This is a genomic window from Aliiroseovarius sp. B-4, assembly GCF_056857795.1.
On sequence record NZ_JBSXNV010000039.1, the window covers coordinates 224285 to 242860 of the forward strand.

Here is an 18576-nt window from a genome sequence, read left to right on the forward strand (position 1 = left end):
GTTTCTACATCAAGGACCAAGCCGCATGTCGCGATACACAGCCGCCGATATCGAACCGAAATGGCAAGAAGCCTGGGACAAGGCCGGAATTTTCACCGCCAAGCGCGATGAAACGCGCCCCAAATATTATGTGCTAGAGATGTTCCCCTATCCATCAGGCCGTATCCATATGGGACATGTGCGCAATTACACGATGGGCGACGTGATCTCACGCTATAAATCTTCTTGTGGTTTCAGTGTGTTGCATCCAATGGGCTGGGATGCCTTCGGAATGCCTGCCGAAAACGCCGCGATGGCTCAGGGTGGTCATCCCGGCACATGGACCTATGACAATATCAAGACCATGAAAGGTCAGATGAAGCCTTTGGGCTTGTCGATTGATTGGAGCCGCGAATTTGCCACCTGCGACCCGGAATATTACGGCCAGCAACAATCCATGTTCATTGATTTCATGGAGCGCGGACTGGTCTATCGCAAAAACGCCACGGTGAACTGGGACCCGGTCGATATGACCGTTCTGGCCAATGAACAGGTGATCGACGGCTGCGGCTGGCGGTCGGGCGCACCGGTCGAACGCCGCGATCTGACGCAGTGGTTCTTCAAAATCTCGGATTATTCGGCCGAGTTGCTGGAGGCGCTGGACAGCCTGGACAACTGGCCTGAAAAGGTGCGCACCATGCAGGCCAACTGGATCGGCCGCTCGCAGGGTCTGCAATTCAGCTTTGAACGTGTGGATGGCGGCGAGATCGAGGTCTATACGACCCGTCCCGACACGCTGATGGGCGCGTCCTTCATCGGTATCTCGCCCGACCACCCAATTTCCAAGGCGCTTGAGGCCGAGAGCCCCGGGATTGCCGCCAAACTCGCCGAAATGCGCAAGGGCGGCACCACGGAAGAGGCCATCGAAACCGCCGAGAAGCTCGGGTATGACACCGGCATCCGCGTGAAACATCCGCTGGATCCGAATTGGGAACTGCCAGTGTGGATCGCCAACTTCATTCTGATGGATTACGGCACCGGCGCGATTTTCGCCTGCCCGGCCCATGACCAGCGCGACCTTGATTTCTGCCGCAAGTATGACTTGCCGGTAATCGACACTTTCCTGTCGTTGGAAGACCCCTCGCCCGTCGATAAAGAGGCCTTCGTGCCGCCAAAATCCGAAAAAGTGAAATGGATCAATCATTTCGCCGGGTTGGACGAGGCCACAGGCGAAGAAGCGCTTGAGGCCACCATCACATTCGCCGAGGACGCCGGCTGGGGCAAAGGCGTCGAAAAGTTCCGCCTGCGCGACTGGGGACTGTCCCGCCAGCGATACTGGGGTTGTCCGATTCCCGTCGTGCATTGTCCCGATTGCGGTGTTGTGCCTGAAAAGAAAGAGAATTTGCCGGTCAAACTGCCCGAAGACGTGACCTTCGACGTGCCCGGCAACCCGCTGGACCGCCACCCGACATGGCGCGACTGCGCCTGCCCGTCCTGCGGCAAGCCCGCCCAGCGCGAAACCGACACGATGGACACCTTTGTCGATTCGTCCTGGTATTACGCGCGCTTCACCTCTCCGAATGCCGACACGCCTACGGATCTGGACGACGCAAGCTATTGGATGAATGTCGATCAGTATATCGGCGGCATCGAGCACGCCATTCTGCACCTGCTCTATTCCCGCTTCTTTGCCCGTGCGATGAATATCTGCGGCCACCTGCCCGACAAGGCGATCGAGCCGTTCAATGCGTTGTTCACCCAAGGCATGGTGACGCACGAAATCTATGTCACGCGCGACGAAAACGACAGGCCTGTGTATCATCTGCCAGAAGAGATCGAATGGACGGAAAGCGGCGCGCGCCTTGGGGCCTGCGGGACCGAGGTTGAGGTCATCCCCTCGGCCAAGATGTCGAAATCCAAGAAGAACGTCGTGGATCCGGCCAACATCATTTCGTCCTTCGGCGCCGACACTGCGCGCTGGTTCGTGCTGAGCGATTCGCCCCCTGAACGCGATGTGGAATGGACAGCCTCGGGCGCGGAAGCCGCTGCCAAGCACTTGGCCCGCGTGCACGCCACTGCCGTCAAGATCGCGGAAATGGATGATGCAGACGGGGACGATACCGATCTTCTGCGCGCCATGCACAAGGCGATCCATGATGTGACGATGGGTATCGAAAGTTTTGGTTTCAATGCCGCCATCGCAAAGCTCTATGCCTTCCAGAACACCATTTCAAAATCGAAAGCGGGAGGGCGCGCGCAAAAACTGGCGATGCGCACGCTGGCACAGTTGATGTCCCCAATGACGCCACACCTGTCAGAAGAAATCTGGTCGTTGCTGGGTGGCGAGAGGCTGATCGCGCAAGCCCCCTGGCCAAAAGCGGACGAGGCGATGTTGGTCGAAGATACCGTCACCATGCCCATCCAGATCAATGGCAAACGGCGTGCGGAAATCAGCGTGCCGAAAGATATGGACAAAGCCGAGGTTGAAAAACTGGCGCTGGCCGAGGATGCTGTTGTCAGGGCGCTTGATGGCAAGTCGCCCAAGAAAGTCATCGTGGTTCCGGGGCGCATTGTGAATGTCGTGGTCTGATCGCCGTTTTTTCCTGACTGCACTGGTCGCCACGGCGGCGCTTGGGGCCTGCGGGTTCACCCCGGTCTATGCGCCCGGCGGTTCGGCGGATGGTCTGCGTGGCGCGGTGACGGTAGCCGCACCCTCTGACGCCAACAGCTATGAGCTGGTGAAACGTCTGGAAGAGCGGTTGGGCCGCAACCTGTCGGCCCCGTATGATCTGAGCTATACCATCACCACCCGATCCGAAGATGTCGGCGTGACCCCCCGGCAGGAAATCACCCGCACGCAAATCCTCGGCGCAGTTGAATTTTCTGTGACCTCATCCGCAACAGGCGAGGTTGTGGAAAGCGGCAGCTTGTCGAACTTCACCTCGTATTCGACCGAAGGGTCCACGGTGTCAACCGCATCGGTCGAACGGGATGCAAAGCGGCGATTGATGGTGTCGCTTGCCGACATGATGGTTACGCGATTCACCGCCACCTTCTCAGGTTGGGGCAAATGAAGCTCGCGCCGCGCGAAGCCGTTAAGTATTTTGCCAAGCCCGACCCCCGCCGCACCGGTGTTCTGATTTACGGGTCGGACGCGATGCGTGTCGCCCTGAAGCGGCAGGAGTTGATTGCCAACCTGATCGGCCCACAGGGCGAAGAAGAAATGCGCCTGACGCGGATTCCAGCAGGTGATCTGCGCAAAGACCCCGCGATGCTGTCTGACGCGATCAAGTCACGAGGCTTCTTCCCCGGTCCCCGCGTGGCCTTTGTCGAGGACGCGACCGAGACGACCGCTGGCGTCATCGACGACGCGTTGGAGGATTGGCAAGATGGCGATGCGCAACTCGTCGTCACCGCGGGCAATCTGAAAGCCCGTGGCGCGCTGCGTAAACTGTTTGAAATCCACCCAAATGCCTATGCGGTCGGGATCTATGACGATCCACCAACGCGGGACGAGATCGACGCCGACTTGAAACGCGCCGGGGTCGCGGACATTTCACCCGAGGCGATGAACGAGCTGACCAGCCTGTCACGCGACCTTGATCCGGGGGATTTCCGGCAGACCGTGGAAAAGCTGGGACTGTATAAGCTGGGCGATCAAACCCCCGTCACCCCCGGTGATGTATTGGCGGTCTCGCCCACCTCGACCGAGGCCGGTTTGGATGACCTGCTTCACGCCACCGCCGAGGGGCGCTCAGGCGAAATAGGGCCTGTTCTGGCCCGGCTTCAGGCACAAGGGGTCGACCCGGTTGGCCTGTGCATCAACACCACCCGCCATTTCCGCGCGCTGCATGCGGCCTGCGCCGACCCGGCCGGACCAGCCCAGGGTATCAACCGGCTGCGCCCACCTGTGCATTTCAAAAGCCGGGACCGCATGGTGCGGCAAGCCCAGCAATGGGGGTTGCGACGCCTGGAACAGGCGCTGGAAATTCTGGTCGAGACAGACCTGACGTTGCGGTCAGCCCAAAAAGCGCCGGTGATGGCGCTGATGGAGCGCACCTTGATTCGCTTGGCCATGCTGGGAGCTAAAAGATGACCTACACCGTGATCGGGCCGACCGTCACCCGTACCTTCCGCGTTCTGTGGATGCTGGAGGAGTTGGGGCAAAGCTATGACCGTCTGACCCATGCTCCGCGATCAGACGCGCTGCGCAAATTCAACCCGGCGGGCAAGGTGCCGGTGTTGTTGGATGGCGACGCCGCCCTGACGGACAGCACCGCGATCATGCACTACCTCGCTGACAAACACGGCGCGCTGACTTATCCGGCTGGCACGCTCGACCGCGCACGCCAGGACGGGTTCACCCATTTCCTTCTGGATGAGATGGACGCCACCCTGTGGACTGCCGCGCGCCACACCTTTATTCTGCCCGAAGAAAAACGCGTTCCCGAGGTGAAACAGAGCCTGAAATGGGAGTTTGCACGCGCGGTGAACGAGCTGATGCGCCGCAAGGGGGACGCACCGTTTTTGATGGGCGATCAGATGACCGTGCCGGACATTATTGCCACCCATTGCGGAAGCTGGGCCATCGCGGCGGGTTTCCCGCTGGAGAACGACGCTTTCCGCGCCTATGCCAAGCCCTTGCGCAGCCGGGCGGCCTATGTGCGGGCTTCTGCCGCCTGATCTTGCGCCCATTTTGCGGCGGCGCGCCCTGCATGCCGCCCCGTCGCCAGACAGGTGGTCAAAAGATACCCCCCCGTTGGCGCATCCCAATCCAGCATTTCGCCGCAAGCAAAGACACCGGGCAGGGTCTTGACCATCAACCCTGCATCCAATGCCTCGAAAGGCAGCCCGCCCGCCGTTGAAATCGACTCGTCCATTGGGCGCGGCCCGTGGTGGAGAACCGGCAGTGCCTTTATCACAGAAGCCAAAGCCGTAGGGTCGGTCGGCAACGGGCGGGCAAATTCCTGCAACAGCGCGATCTTGGCCGGGTCCAGTTTCAGGGTCTTGCGCAAGTGGTTTGTCAGGCTGGCTTTGCCACGGGGTTTTGCCAACCGGGTCGCCACATCATCGACGCTGCGATCGGGCGTCAGATCAACGAACAACACCGCCCCGTCCCGCATCGCACGACTGACGGCATAGATTGCCGATCCCTCGACCCCTTTGGACGAAATGACAAACTCCCCCACCACCGACGTGTCACCTGCGTGCAGGCGCACAGGCTTTATCGGCACCCCGAAATGGCGCGTCATGTGATCTGACCAAGCCACCACGAACCCCATGTTCGACGGCTGGAATGGCACGCAGGCTACCCCATTTTCCGCAAGGATAGAGACCCATTTTCCATCCGATCCCAAGCGCACCCAGCTGCCGCCGCCCAGCGCCAGAACGGTCACATCGGGGCGTAGAGCTTGTTCGCCGCCAGGGGTCGCAAACACCATGTCGCGCGCCCTGATCGCAGTCCAAACCCAGCCGCGCCGCATTTGAACACCCATTCCGCCCAGTTCAGCCAACCACGCGCGCAGCAAGGGAGAGGCTTTCATCGCCTTGGGAAAGACGCGGCCCGACGATCCGGTGAACACCTCTTGCCCCAGCCCGCGCGCCCAGTCCTGAACGGCTTCGGGCCCGAAATCCGCTACGATATCGTGAAGCTGCTTCGGCCCAAGTATTTGGCTGAGAAACTGCTCCAGCGGTTCGGCTTTGGTCAGGTTCAGCCCGGACTTGCCCGCCATCAGGAATTTGCGCGCGGGCGAGGGTTTTGCCTCGGCAATGGTGACGGACAGACCGGCCCGCGCCAGTTCACCCGCCGCCATCAAGCCAGCAGGCCCTGCACCGATGACCAGAGCTTGTGTCACGCGGTGTCCTGAGTGGGGGCTTTCATCTCGACCACGCGATGCGGATAGGGGATTTCGATGGTGTTGGCCTTGAGGGTCTTCCAGACCTGCATCATCACACGCGGCGTAAACTTGTTGCGCCCGTCGTCGATGCCGTTCACCCAGAACTCCACCGCGAAATCCACTCCGCTATCACCGAAGGCACGCAGCTCGCAGTCCGGGCGGTGTTCCTCGGTGTCGGTCAACACAAAATCCAGTTCCGCCACGGCGTTTTCAATCAGTTCGGGGATCGCTTCAATATCGGAGTCGTAGCTGACCGAGAACGGTGCCTCGTACCTGTTGGCGCTGCCCGCATCCGAGTAGTTCACAACGCGGGTGGTGATGAAATGCTCGTTCGGAACAACGATCCAACGGCCGTCAAACGTCTCTAATATGGCGGCGCGGGCGGTCATCTTCACGATTGTGCCCGCCTCGCCCCCATCCAGTTCAACATAATCCCCGACGGTGGCTTGCCCTTCCAGCAGAAGGATCACGCCGGAAATGAAGTTCGATGCAATCTGTTGTAGCCCAAAGCCAAGCCCGACACCGATGGCACCCCCCAGAACCGCAAGCGAGGTCAGGTTTATGCCCATGATGTTCATCAGCACCAGGAACGCGACGCCGAAGATCGCGATCTCGGCAGCCTTGGCGGCCAGTTCTCGCGTTGCCGGGCGCATTTCCTTCTGTTTCTTGATCGCCTGCCGCGTCTGATCGTTAGACCACCGCCCCAGCCAGAAGATCGTGCCGCTGATCACGACAAACTTCACGGCGAACAGCAGCGAGAAGCTCATGTTGCCCAGCGGCACAACGGTTTCTTCCAGTTTGGTAGTGACCGGCGCAAGCAACCCAAGCACATAAAGCGCCGCCACGGGGATCAGCACATACCGGCCCAGCAGCTTCAGGAACGGATCCTTGAGGATCTGCTTCACAAAGGCTCGCACCGCAAGGAACAGGAATATCCGTTTACCCAGTGCGATCACGGCTCCGGACCCGAACAGGGATCGCGTCACTTGTTCACCAATCCCCGTAAACGCCCATGCCAGCAGGGGCAGGGTCAGCGGAAGGAATATCAGCAGGAACAACCGCGCCTTCGACAGCAGGGATTTTTGGTTGCCGGCGGGTGACAGCAACCGTGTAATGAGAGGGGTCAGCTTTCGCGCAACCAGATGCGCCGCCAGATAGGCCACGACCAGCAAGCCGAATTGCGACCACGCCGCCGGGGACAGAAGCCACCCTTCGGCAAGTTCCCACGCTTGGTTGAAATAACCTATGGCCTGATCCAGAATTTCCGGGCGGTTCTCCATACGTGTCCTCTTGCCAAAATGGGGATGTTTGCAAAACTATCCGGCATGGATAGCGATCTGGCATCAAAGGGCAAGGATTCGGTGCCCATTTGCGTGTTATGCAGCAGGCCGATTCCGCCTCACGTGGTGCAAAGCCGGCGTCATCTTGTGCCGAAGTTGCGTGGCGGCGAGGGTGGGCGACAATGCTTCTGCATCAAATCTGCCAAAACCAAATCCATCTTGAACTGAGCGAGGCCAACCCCGCACGCAGTTTCAACGCCGCCGCAGCACTGCAATCGCATGCTGCGCTGGCACGGTTCATCAGGTGGGTGGCGAAACGTCCACCGGATTTCTATGACATACCCAAGAGGTCGCGCCGACCATACCGTCGATATCAGGCTTGATTAGAGCCTGCATCCGGGATCATCCGCTTCATTTCAGCGACGTGATCCGCGCGTTGGGTTCGCGCCGCCTCTGCAAGCTCCAGTGCTGCCTCCAACAGCGTGGCGCGCGGGACAAGACGATCCACCAGCCCCCATTGCAGAGCCTCGTCTGCCTGCACTTTCTGCCCGGACATCAGAATGATCTTGGTGCGTGCGGGACCGATTAGCCCCACCATCCGGCGCGGATCGGACGGCTGTGGCAGGAACCCCAGCTTCATCACCGGATAGAAGAACGACGCCTCGGGCACCGCGATGCGGATGTCGCAGGCCAGCGCCATTCCAAAGGCGCCGCCCGCCAGCGTGCCGTTCAGGGCCGCGATGGTCAGGCAAGGGGCTGCGGACACTGCGTTTGACAGACGTTCCCACACCCCATCCACGGCAAGCCCGGCGCGTGCCTCATCCAGATCTGCCCCGGCGGAAAACACATTCCCGGCACCCGTCAGGATCATAACGCGCGCTTCACCCGATGCTTCCATAGCGATCTTCGCCAGATCTTCCAACATCGCCTTGGTCAGAGAATTTGCCTTTTCCGGGCGGTTTAGGGTCACAATCCAGACCCCGTCCTGCTTTTTGACGTCGATCATCCACGCACCTGCGCGCGCGCTCGAATGTCCTCGTCCCGAAGCGAGATTTCTTCGCCAAGGAAATCGTCTGCATCCTCGGTGCACATCCACAACAGCGCGCGGGCGACCCATTCTGGCGGGATGTGTTCGGACCATGAAAGCTGGGCAACCGCGTTGATACCCGACCCTTTGATCTCGCGTTGCATCTGGGTGGCAACGGTGCCTGGCGACAGGCCGATTGCGCGGATGCCCTTGCCCGCGCCCTCCCGATGCAGCGCCTTGTTCAACATATGCACGCCTGCCTTCGACGCACAGTAATGCGCCCAGCCTTCCAGCGCGTTATGCGCGGCACCCGAGCTGATGGTCAGTACTGACCCACCGCCTTGCGCCGCCATGATCGGCATCACTGCCCGGATACCATAATAGACACCCTTCAGGTTCACGTCGATCACATGACCCCATTCGGCCGGATTAGAGTCTATCAATGGTCCAATCGGTTCGATCACGCCTGCGTTGTTTATCAAGACATCGACATTGCCGAATCTGGCGACCGCCGCGTCAACGGCAGATTTCACATCCTCCCATTTTGATACGTCACATCGCACCGCGAGGGCGCGGTCGCCAATTGCGGCAGCAATCGCGTCGATCTGGGATTTCCCACGCGCCGTCAGCACGACATTGGCCCCGGCCTGGGCAAAGATATGGGCGGCGGCCTCGCCGATCCCGCGGCTGGCACCGGTAATCAATACGGTTTTTCCGGTCATGTCTGTCATCGTCACTCCTCCTGTCCCCTAAGTGCTAGCCCAGCAAAGTGGTTTAGGCCAGAGTCACGTCTTGCGACCACGCGCCCCTGACGTTACCTCAGGGACACGACCGGGAAAGGGACCGACATGACAAATTCGCTTGACGATCTGACACAGCAGTTGCTGGACGCCGCCCAGAAGGCCGGGGCCGATGGGGCGGATGCGCTCGCGGTTGACGGGACATCGGTGTCGATCGACGTGTTGCACGGGAAACTGGAACATGCCGAGCGATCAGAGGACATCGATATCGGTCTGCGCGTTCTGGTTGGGCAGCGGCAAGCCTGTGTTTCCGCATCGGACATTTCGACACAAACCATTCAGACCATGGCGGAACGCGCAGTCGCGATGGCCAAGGAAGCCCCCGAAGATCCCAATATTGCGCAGGCCACAGCCGAGATGCTGGCCAGCGACTGGGATCTGGCTGCGTTGGACCTGCAAGACCCGACGGCCGAACCCGACCCGGCTGATCTGGAACGCGATGCTGCCGAAGCAGAGGCCGCTGCGCTGGCGGTCGAAGGTGTGACGCAGGTATCCAGCAGTTCTGCCGGATATGGGCGACACCAATTCCATCTGGCGACAAGCAACGGGTTTTCCGGCGGATACGGGCGCACCCATCGCGCCATTTCTACCGTTGCAATCACTGGCGAAGGGGCCACGATGGAGCGTGACTATGCTGGCGAAATGCGCAGTTTTCAGGCCGATCTTCCTTCGGCGGTCGAGGTTGGCACGAAGGCCGGGCGGCGCACGGTGGAACGTGCGGGCGCACGCAAACCCCCAACCGGAGCCTTTCCGGTTCTCTATGACGAGCGGATTTCCTCGTCGCTGATCGGACATCTTTTGTCGGCGGTCAACGGTGCCATGATCGCCCGCGGTTCGTCCTGGCTGCGCGACGCGTTGGGCGAGCAGGTCTTGCCCGACGGCATTGACCTGATCGAAGACCCACACCGCCCGCGCATATCGGGTTCGCGTCCTTTCGACGGAGAAGGGCTGGCCACACGGGTCCGCAAGATCATTGACAACGGCACGTTGACCGGGTGGACGCTGGACATTGCAACGGCCAACAAATTGGGCCTGAACAGCACAGCCAGCGCATCGCGAGGCACATCATCACCGCCGTCGCCCTCAATCTCGAATGTGACCCTAACACAAGGCAAATCGACCAAAATGGACTTGACGGCGCAGATGGGAACCGGTTTGCTCGTCACCTCGATGATCGGCTCGACCATCAATCCGACAACAGGCGATTACTCACGCGGCGCATCAGGTTTCTGGGTCGAAAACGGCCAGATCGCTTATCCGGTCAATGAATGCACCATTGCGGGCAATCTGCGGGACATGCTGCGCCGGATCATTCCCGCCAACGACGCCGAGGCCCACCTGAGCCGCATGGTTCCCAGCTTGCTGGTCGAAGGAATGACCATTGCCGGAGACTGATGACCTGTCCCTGCTGATCGACGCCGCGCAGGACGCAGGCAAGATCGCCGCACGCTATTTCCATGGGTTCGCAGATCGCTGGGACAAACCCGGCGGCCAAGGCCCCGTGACCGAGGCCGATCTGGCGGTGGACCAGATGCTGCGCGAAGAACTTACCGCTGCGCGGCCTGATTATGGTTGGCTGTCAGAGGAAACTGAGGATGGCGCGGAACGGTTATCCGCCGAGCATGTGTTCATCGTTGACCCCATCGACGGCACGCGGTCCTTCATCGAAGGATCCACCACATGGGCCCATTCGTTGGCCATCGCCCGCAACGGTCGTGTCGAAGCGGCGGTGGTTTATCTTCCCCTGCGCGACAAGCTCTACGCCGCCGCCCTTGGTAAAGGGGCCACTTTGAACAACCAGCCCCTTGCGGTCAGCACCCGCGCAGAGCTGGACGGCGCAACTGTTTTGGCTGCAAAGCCCAATCTCGCACCATCGCGTTGGATCAATGCGACAGTTCCCCCGATCAGCCGCAAGTTCCGGTCATCACTGGCCTATCGGCTGTCACTCGTGGGTGAAGGCCGTTTCGACGCGATGATGACATTGCATCCCACCTGGGAATGGGATGTCGCGGCGGGCAGCCTGATCGTGGAGGAAGCCGGCGGCATTGTCAGCGACCGCGCGCGCCAGCCGACACATTTCAACAACCCGGTGCCAAAGCTTCCCGGCATGGTTGCTGGTGGAGCGATCATTCACGACGCGTTGCTGACCCGTCTGGCATGACGATGTTAGGCTAACATCGGTTTGAAAAGAGGTCATTGCCAAGAAAGACTTTATCGCTAACATGAGCGCATCCATTTACCTGCGAGGATGCCTTCGTGACCGACACAGCCCCTTCCCGAAATCGCCGCCCCCTTACCCTTCGTGATGTCTCGGAAGCGTCCGGTGTCAGCGAAATGACGGTCAGCCGGGTGTTGCGGAACCGGGGAGATGTCAGCCAAACCACCCGCGAACGCGTGTTGGAGGCTGCTAAAGACCTGGGCTATGTGCCAAACAAGATCGCTGGTGCTTTGGCTTCGCAACGGGTCAATCTGGTCGCGGTGATCATCCCGTCCCTCAGCAATATGGTATTTCCCGAGGTCATGACCGGTATCAACGAGGTGCTGGACGAAACCCCGCTGCAACCTGTCGTGGGCGTGACCAATTACAAGCCCGAACGCGAAGAAAAAGTGCTGTACGAGATGCTGTCATGGCGCCCGTCCGGTGTGATCATCGCCGGGCTGGAACATTCCGACGCGTCCAAAGCCATGCTGAAAGCCGCAGGCATTCCAGTGGTCGAGATCATGGACACCGACGGGCAGGCTATTGACGCCTGCGTCGGTATTTCGCACCGGCGCGCTGGGCGCAAGATGGCCAATGCCATCCTGAAAGCGGGCTATCGCAATATCGGCTTCCTTGGCACCAAGATGCCGCTGGATCACCGCGCCCGTAAACGGTTTGAAGGCTTTACCGAAGCGCTGGCCAAAGAAGGCATAGAAATCGTTGATCGGGAATTTTACGAGGGCGGATCGGCGCTGGCCAAGGGGCGCGAAATGACCGAAGCGATGCTGAAACGCACGCCCGAAATAGATTTTCTGTATTATTCCAACGATATGATCGGGGCAGGCGGATTGCTGTATTGTCTGGATCAGGGGATCAGCGTTCCCGGCCAAATCGGCCTTGCCGGGTTCAACGGGGTCGAGTTGCTGGACGGCCTGCCCCGGCAATTGGCCACGATGGACGCCTGCCGCGCCGAAATCGGTCGCGCCGCCGCCCGCATCATCGCCGAACGCAGCGCCGAAGATGGCGCAATCGGCGGTGGCGAGCGCATCGAACTGACTCCCAAAATACAGCCCGGCGACACACTCAGGCGCAGGTAGACCCGGCTGGACAAGCCAGTTGCCTGACACTATTCCAACCAAAAGACCCCGTGGCTCAACTGGATAGAGCAGCCCCCTCCTAAGGGGCAGGTTGCAGGTTCGAATCCTGCCGGGGTCGCCAAGAACACCTGAAAAATATGGCTTATCTACAGGGCTTTGCGCAGAAGCGTGCGGAAAGTCCCGCGAGTTTTCACGCCGAACTCGCCGGATAAGGGCGAATTCTCGTACAAAACCTGTACAAAATTCGCACGTCTGTGCGCCTTTTGGGGTGGTCCAATGAGCTGGCGGGTGGCGAATGCATGTGCCGAACGGAAGTTCGGGAGCGCCACGCGAAAACAGATCATCATGTTCCTGGCCGACAAGGCGAGCGACGATGGTTCGGGCATCTGGTGCTCGAAGGGGACGATTCAGCGGCAGACCGAACTAGGGGAGAGCACGGTCAAGCGGACGATCCGGGGGTTCCTGAAGGAAGGCATCCTGGTCGAAACCGGCGCGCGCGGATGCAAGAACGGATTCACCGTCGTGTACCGGATCGACCTGGCGAAGGTCGAGGCGTTGGAGCTGACCGTCGAGCCGGATATCGAGACGGGGGCCACAGTGGACCCCGTCCAGACCGGACCCGGAACGGGGGCCACAGTGGCCGGGGTACCGGGGCCACAGCGGCCCCCAAACCATCCTAAAACCATCCAAAAACCCCCTACGCGCGAGCGCGCGGCGGCGGAGGATGAAGAAGCCGAGAAGGTGCTGGCGGCCTATCCACCGGACCGGGTGCGGGGGAAGGCAGACAGCCTCAGGCGGATCAGGGAGGCCTTGGATGATGGGACAGAGGTCGAGGACCTGCTAGAAGCCGTGAAGTCTTACGCCACCGAGAGCGCGGGCTTCACCCGCTCGAAGGTCTGTTTCTCAGACAACTGGTTCAAGTCGGGAAGGTGGCGGACGTATGTCGAGGACGTCGCCAGGGGTCGTGAAGAGACGAAGGCGAAACAAGCCGGGATGCTGGCGGGCCTGGCAAGCTGGGTCACGGACCGCCATCCGCTTTGTCGTCACATCACCCCGGGCCAGGTCGATGCGTTGCTGGCCGCAAAGCTGGTGACACAGGACCAAATCCAAGCGGCGGGTCTCAGAACATGAGCGCCACCAGACCGACCGAAGCGCAAACAGCAAGGCGACCCATGTCATACGCTGGCGCTGCTGACACGGGACCTTGCGAGGGGCGGCAAGCCTCCCCTTCGAACCCCACCGGCGCGGGAAAAGCCCGCGCAAAGGAGCCGCTGACGGAGACCTTCGTCTTCCGTTGCACGGCGGCGGAGAAAGCAGAGCTGCGCGCCAAGGCCGAGGCCGCTGGCCTGCCCGCCGCGACGCTCCTGCGTGAGGCGCTTGGCCTGACCGAGGCGCGCCGCCGCAAGCCTGTGCCGCGCGTCGATCCGGCGCTGGTGCTGGCCGTGGGGCGCATCGGCGGCAACCTCAACCAGATCGCGCGCTGGCTGAACCGCGCGATGCTGGTAGGCCGCACCGACCTCGACAGTCTGACCGTGGCGCGCCGCCTGCTGGTGATCGAACGCCAGCTCGCCCAACTCCTCGAAGAGGCGCGGCGGTGCTGATCAAGTTCTTCCCCAACGGCAAGGGCGCGGGCGCGGGACCGGTCGGGTATCTCGTGGCCGAGCGCGTGCTGGCCTATGACGGCAATCGCGACCTGATCCGCGATGCCGACGGCCAGCCCTTGACCGTGACGCGCGATCCCCTGCCCGAAGTGCTGCGCGGCGATCCCAGTCGCACCGAAGCGTTGATCGACGCCAGCCGTCACCAATGGACCTACCGCGCGGGCGTGATCAGCTTCGCCGCCGAGGACGCGCCGAGCGAGGCGCAACAGGCTGATGTGATGGACTGCTTCGAGCAGCTGGCCTTCGCCGGGCTGGACGGCGAACAGTACGACATGCTCTGGGTCCGTCACAGCCACGAGGATCGCGTCGAGCTGCACTTTTGCACCCCGCGCCTGGAGCTGACCACCGGGCGCAGCCTCAACATCGCGCCACCAGGCTACCAGGACGCCTATGACGGCCTGCGCGACCTGATGAACCAGCGCCACGGCTGGGCCGACCCGATTGAGCTGGAGCGCGCCCAGGAGGTGCGGGACACCATCGAGGCCCCAACCCGCGCCCAGGGCCGGGACGAACTGCATGTGTGGATCCTCGATCAGATATCGATGGGTCTGATCGAGGATCGCTCCAGCATGGTCGAGGCGTTGACGGAGGCGGGCTTCGACCTGCCCCGCGTGGGCAAAGCCTACCTGACCGCGCAAGACCCCGAAACCGGCGAACGCTGGCGCCTGAAAGGAGAGATTTTCCATGAAGACTGGCAAGCCGACCCGGCTGAGCGAGAAGCTGAACTCGGAGCTGGACACGATACGCCAGGATTACGCCGCCTCGATGGCATCCCAGCTGGAGAGCTTCAGGACCGATTTGACGGCCATTGCGAGCGACGCGCGACGTACCATCGAGAGCGATACGCGCCACTTCCTGAACGAGCACAGGAGCTTGTTCGAGACGCGGACCGAACAGATCAGGCGCTGGCTGACGATCTCTCCCTGGGTGATCTCGGGGCTGATCGTGACGGGGATCGCCTCGATGATGGCCGCGAGCTGGTTCTGGACGGCCATGCTGACGCGCTCGGAGATGGCGGAACTGGGCCTGACGCGGATCGACCAGGGGGAAGAGACCTGGCTGACACTGGACCCGGACAGGACCGAGCTGAAGACCTGCACGCTGGCCGGGACGCCGGTCATCTGCATCAAGATCGAGGAGAGATGAATGACGACGCCCCTGACAGCCTTGGAGCGCGACTTGCTCGCTTGCGTCGAGCGGTTGGTGACGGCCTGCGAAACCTCAGCCGCGGAATTGAGCGGCTTGGAAGCGCGCTCGACGAAGAGGCTGCAAGCCCAGTTGGATGGTATCGCGGGCTGCGCGACGTTGCTCATACGCTCGCAGATCGCGTCAATGCAGGCGTTGCGTGGCTTGCTGAGCGAAGAGGCCACCTACAACGCGCTGGACACGAAGTTGAACGAGAGCTTGAGCTTAGCGAAGGCCGCAGAAGAACGGCTGAGACAGAGCTAGAGGTGCGGGATCGCGAAATGGATCGGGGGCTGACGCATTGAGCCATTTGCCAAGCTACAGGTTGGCAAATGCGCGCCCTTTGCCATGCTATGGTTTGGCGCGCGAAAGACCCTTGGGGAGTTCAGGCCGCGCCAGCACTATTCCGTGGGTCGGTTGCCGGATTGTCCGCGTAGAGGAAGTGCTTGGCATCTTCACGGATTTCCAGCGTCGCGCCGTCAATGACGCCAACGGCAAGACCAGCGTTGACCCTGCGCGCAGGCTTGCCGGCACTCAGCCATCTGGCAGCCTTCTCGACCGAGAAACGCCCCTTGCGCGTTCCTGCGCCCTTACCTTGCGCGGCTTCCATGATGACCACGGCAACCTCTTCCATACGGAACAAGCCGCCTTGGCTCGGCAAGGGCATTTTTCGCTTCTGGAGAGACTGGCGTGTCACGTCGAGCCGCTTTGCCACATCAGCGAGGCTGACCAGGTCCGGGCGCACTTCACGCAGTACAGACCCAGCAGGAAGCTGTTTCTGGACCGCGCGCGCGGCGTCTAGAATGGCGTCTTCGGCGTGATCGCTGGCAGCTTCCAGCGCGATCCCGATCATGCCAGGGACACCAGCGCCAACGATGGCGTCCTCGAATCCGGCCTCGAAGACCGCATCCATCAGTTCGAACGCATCGTGATCGCCTTCGGGAAGGGTGAAGACCAGTTCGAATTCGATTTCTGCCATGTCATTCATCCTCTTGAGCGCCATCATCGGCATTGCCTAGCTTCGTGCAGCCAAGCGCCCGATTCCTTAGTTGCCGGGCAAACCGGCCCGGATTCTGTGGCGTCGACCAGACACCCATCTGACAAAACTCACCGCACCGGCAGTCCGGATCGTTGTTCGGGCACCTGATCAGGCCCCAAGCATGCCCGCGCCCGGAACGCAGAGTGACCGTCCACCCCAAGGCTTCCAGCTCACGCAAGACCGCCTCGATCTCCTTGGACTTGTGCGGCTTACGGGACATGATATAGGCTTTCTGAGTTAAGTTGTCAATCGACAACCTTACGGGGCGGCGTTCGATCCAGATGCTTCAAGCATATTGACAGGGCAACAACAACGGCCCGGTGCGCCATTGCCTAATGCGGCTCGACCTGAAGCTCACCAAGTTCCATTTCAGGCTCATCTGACTTGAGCCAAGTTGCCACCATCTCTGCCGTTTGCGTCATTGCTTTGGGGTTCCGCAAAGCGCATTCCCAAACGGTGGCAACTCGCCATCCCTTCCTGGTCAACTTGTCGTGGACCGCAGCGTCTCTTGATACGTTTGCGGCGAATTTCGTCTTCCAGAATTCCACACGGGTCTTGGGGACGGTTGCATATCGACAACCGGCATGACGGTGCCAGAAGCACCCATGAACGAACACGACCGCGCGATACTTTGGAAACACGATGTCAGGCCTTCCGGGGACATCCTTCACATGCAGCCGGAATCGAAAACCCCGCGCGTGAAGAGCCCTTCTGAGAGCAAGCTCGGGCTTTGTATCCTTGCCGCGAATGTTGCTCATCATCTGTGAGCGGGTTCTGGCATCAACGATGTCTACCATTCCTACTCCTTGCCATGAGTCCGAAAACCTGGAAAGAGGAGATCGAGGAGTAATGCAGTGTCAAAACCCGTTCAGATAATTGATCTATTCTCCGGCCCGGGCGGCCTTGGCGAGGGATTTTCATCGTGCAAGCAGGCGGATGGTTCTCGTGCATACAAGATTTCTGTGTCGATTGAGAAGGATAGTGCTGCGCACAAGACACTCCGACTTCGCGCGTTCTTGCGCCAGTTCAGCGAGTTTCCACCCGAGTACTATTCATGGATTTCCGGAAAGCACGACTGCCCGGATTGGAAGAATCTCTTTCCGCGTGAATGGAATGCCGCCGAGAATGAGGCCGTTTGCGCGGAGCTTGGGAAGGCAGAAACCGCCGCGCTCTTGTCGGAGAGGATTTCCGAAACCAACAGAACAGCAGGCGATCGAACGCTTTTGATCGGTGGTCCGCCTTGCCAAGCATACTCTCTTGCCGGGCGCTCACGTAACGCAGGGATTGAGGACTACCGACCGAAAGACGATGAGCGCAACTTCCTCTATCGCGAATATTGTCGTGTATTGAATGAGTTGAGCCCCGCAGTGTTCGTAATGGAGAACGTCAAGGGCATGCTCTCTTCGTCTGTCGAGGGGCTGGCGATCTTCGAACAGGTCATGTCTGATCTCCAACATGCTGGTCCTGGCTACAGACTCATGTCCTTGTCGGCCAACATCCAGCCGGGAGATCATCCCGAACCGAAGGATTTCGTTGTTCGCACCGAAGACCACGGAGTGCCGCAGGCACGCCACAGAGTGATCATCGTTGGCATCAGATCGGATATTGACGCGGGTTCCGTGCTCAGACTTCGTCGGCGGAACACTAAGGCGCAGGTCAAGGACATGTTGACCGGATTGCCGCGGCTGAGAAGTGGTTTAAGCAGACGCGACGACGAACATGCCTGGTATGACGCTGTTGTCCATGCGATCGAAGCCGTTGGTCAGATCACTCGAGAATACCCAGGCGAGAACTTTCGCAGTTTTCGAGATGAGTTGGATCGTGTCGAGGAACGATTGCTGGCAACGTCACAGATGGGCCGAACGAACCACGCGCGAAAACCCCTATCAAGGAAACTGCAGCCAGAGCTTGCCGCGTTCCTCGACGACCCGAACCTGATAGGCGTTTCGGGTCACGAAACCCGTGGGCACATGCCGTCCGATCTTGCCCGATATCTGTATGCCGCCTGTTTCGCGAAGGCGGAGGGCCTAAGCCCGCGCGCGCATCAGTTTCCAGACATCTTGGCGCCGAACCACAAGAACTGGAAAACGGGCAAGTTCAACGACCGGTTTCGAGTCCAAGTTGGCAATGCTCCGGCTTCGACGGTAACGAGCCACATTTCGAAGGATGGGCACTACTTCATTCACCCCGACCCGACGCAGTGTCGCAGTCTTACTGTACGCGAGGCTGCGCGGTTGCAGACCTTCCCAGACAACTACCATTTCATGGGTAATCGCACCGAACAGTTCGTGCAGGTCGGGAACGCCGTGCCGCCGTTTCTTGCGCGGCAGATTGCACAGGTACTATTGCCGATCTTTGACAGTCTCTAGCATCGCCGTGTGTTCATTCAACAGCAGCCCTTCGCCGAACCT

General features: G+C 60.5%; 16 protein-coding genes, 1 tRNA gene and 1 pseudogene. 12 read left to right on the plus strand and 6 right to left on the minus strand.

The features are described from left to right. Window positions 1-25: 25 nt before the first annotated feature. The 4 genes from leuS to AC13C8_RS12065 are packed head-to-tail and all read left to right on the plus strand — an operon-like array spanning window position 26 to window position 4662. Complete coding sequence (gene leuS / locus AC13C8_RS12050) at window positions 26-2569, plus strand: leucine--tRNA ligase (RefSeq protein WP_482847513.1); 2544 nt, start codon at window positions 26-28, stop codon at window positions 2567-2569. Beyond that, a complete protein-coding gene (gene lptE, locus AC13C8_RS12055) occupies window positions 2556-3053 on the plus strand; it encodes an LPS assembly lipoprotein LptE (RefSeq protein WP_091427502.1) in 498 nt (165 codons plus the stop codon). The genes leuS and lptE overlap by 14 nt, the downstream gene beginning before the upstream one ends. After that, complete coding sequence (gene holA / locus AC13C8_RS12060; RefSeq protein WP_482847515.1) at window positions 3050-4075, plus strand: DNA polymerase III subunit delta; 1026 nt, start codon at window positions 3050-3052, stop codon at window positions 4073-4075. The genes lptE and holA overlap by 4 nt, the downstream gene beginning before the upstream one ends. Next, a complete protein-coding gene (locus AC13C8_RS12065; protein ID WP_091427505.1) occupies window positions 4072-4662 on the plus strand; it encodes a glutathione S-transferase family protein in 591 nt (196 codons plus the stop codon). The genes holA and AC13C8_RS12065 overlap by 4 nt, the downstream gene beginning before the upstream one ends. Here AC13C8_RS12065 and AC13C8_RS12070 read toward each other — a convergent pair. The 4 genes from AC13C8_RS12070 to AC13C8_RS12085 all read right to left on the minus strand — a co-directional run bounded on the left by AC13C8_RS12070 (window position 4638) and on the right by AC13C8_RS12085 (window position 8914). Next, window positions 4638-5834, minus strand: coding sequence for a TIGR03862 family flavoprotein (locus AC13C8_RS12070; protein ID WP_482847517.1), 1197 nt, complete (start codon window positions 5832-5834; stop codon window positions 4638-4640). The genes AC13C8_RS12065 and AC13C8_RS12070 overlap by 25 nt on opposite strands. Further along, window positions 5831-7156: a mechanosensitive ion channel family protein gene (locus AC13C8_RS12075; protein WP_482847519.1), complete on the minus strand. Its 1326-nt coding sequence runs from the start codon at window positions 7154-7156 to the stop codon at window positions 5831-5833. Before AC13C8_RS12075 ends, AC13C8_RS12070 begins: the two co-directional genes overlap by 4 nt. A 373-nt stretch (window positions 7157-7529) precedes the next feature. Continuing rightward, complete coding sequence (locus AC13C8_RS12080; RefSeq protein WP_482847520.1) at window positions 7530-8162, minus strand: enoyl-CoA hydratase/isomerase family protein; 633 nt, start codon at window positions 8160-8162, stop codon at window positions 7530-7532. Beyond that, the gene (locus tag AC13C8_RS12085; protein ID WP_482847521.1) at window positions 8159-8914 is read right to left on the minus strand and encodes an SDR family oxidoreductase; all 756 of its coding nucleotides are present in this window, start codon (window positions 8912-8914) and stop codon (window positions 8159-8161) included. The genes AC13C8_RS12080 and AC13C8_RS12085 overlap by 4 nt, the downstream gene beginning before the upstream one ends. Before the next feature lie 117 nt (window positions 8915-9031). Here AC13C8_RS12085 and AC13C8_RS12090 point away from each other — a divergent pair, with 117 nt between their 5' ends. The 7 genes from AC13C8_RS12090 to AC13C8_RS12120 all read left to right on the plus strand — a co-directional run bounded on the left by AC13C8_RS12090 (window position 9032) and on the right by AC13C8_RS12120 (window position 15431). Beyond that, entirely contained in the window at window positions 9032-10378 is a 1347-nt protein-coding gene (locus AC13C8_RS12090; RefSeq protein ID WP_482847522.1) for a TldD/PmbA family protein, read from the plus strand. Further along, complete coding sequence (locus tag AC13C8_RS12095; protein ID WP_091427516.1) at window positions 10365-11144, plus strand: inositol monophosphatase family protein; 780 nt, start codon at window positions 10365-10367, stop codon at window positions 11142-11144. The genes AC13C8_RS12090 and AC13C8_RS12095 overlap by 14 nt, the downstream gene beginning before the upstream one ends. 95 nt (window positions 11145-11239) lie before the next feature. Next, complete coding sequence (locus AC13C8_RS12100; protein WP_091427517.1) at window positions 11240-12280, plus strand: LacI family DNA-binding transcriptional regulator; 1041 nt, start codon at window positions 11240-11242, stop codon at window positions 12278-12280. 44 nt (window positions 12281-12324) lie between these two features. Continuing rightward, window positions 12325-12401 (plus strand) — tRNA-Arg (locus AC13C8_RS12105). A 224-nt stretch (window positions 12402-12625) separates the two neighbouring features. Further along, window positions 12626-13411: a hypothetical protein gene (locus tag AC13C8_RS12110; RefSeq protein ID WP_482847523.1), complete on the plus strand. Its 786-nt coding sequence runs from the start codon at window positions 12626-12628 to the stop codon at window positions 13409-13411. Next, window positions 13408-13881, plus strand: a complete 474-nt coding sequence (locus AC13C8_RS12115) for a plasmid mobilization protein (protein WP_482847525.1) — start codon at window positions 13408-13410, stop codon at window positions 13879-13881. The genes AC13C8_RS12110 and AC13C8_RS12115 overlap by 4 nt, the downstream gene beginning before the upstream one ends. Continuing rightward, window positions 13875-15431, plus strand: a complete 1557-nt coding sequence (locus AC13C8_RS12120; RefSeq protein ID WP_482847527.1) for a relaxase family protein — start codon at window positions 13875-13877, stop codon at window positions 15429-15431. The genes AC13C8_RS12115 and AC13C8_RS12120 overlap by 7 nt, the downstream gene beginning before the upstream one ends. An 80-nt stretch (window positions 15432-15511) precedes the next feature. On the opposite strand, the gene AC13C8_RS12125 is transcribed toward AC13C8_RS12120, so the two are convergent. Together AC13C8_RS12125 and AC13C8_RS12130 are read right to left on the minus strand one after the other, a co-directional pair. Beyond that, window positions 15512-16105: a hypothetical protein gene (locus tag AC13C8_RS12125; RefSeq protein WP_482847529.1), complete on the minus strand. Its 594-nt coding sequence runs from the start codon at window positions 16103-16105 to the stop codon at window positions 15512-15514. Between the two features lie 560 nt (window positions 16106-16665). Further along, window positions 16666-16962, minus strand: a pseudogene (locus tag AC13C8_RS12130) (very short patch repair endonuclease); the annotation flags it as partial. 57 nt (window positions 16963-17019) lie between these two features. On the opposite strand from AC13C8_RS12130, the gene AC13C8_RS12135 reads away from it, so the two are divergent. Next, window positions 17020-18534 (plus strand): DNA cytosine methyltransferase, encoded by a 1515-nt coding sequence (locus AC13C8_RS12135; protein ID WP_482847531.1) that lies wholly within the window; start codon window positions 17020-17022, stop codon window positions 18532-18534. Window positions 18535-18576: the final 42 nt, after the last annotated feature.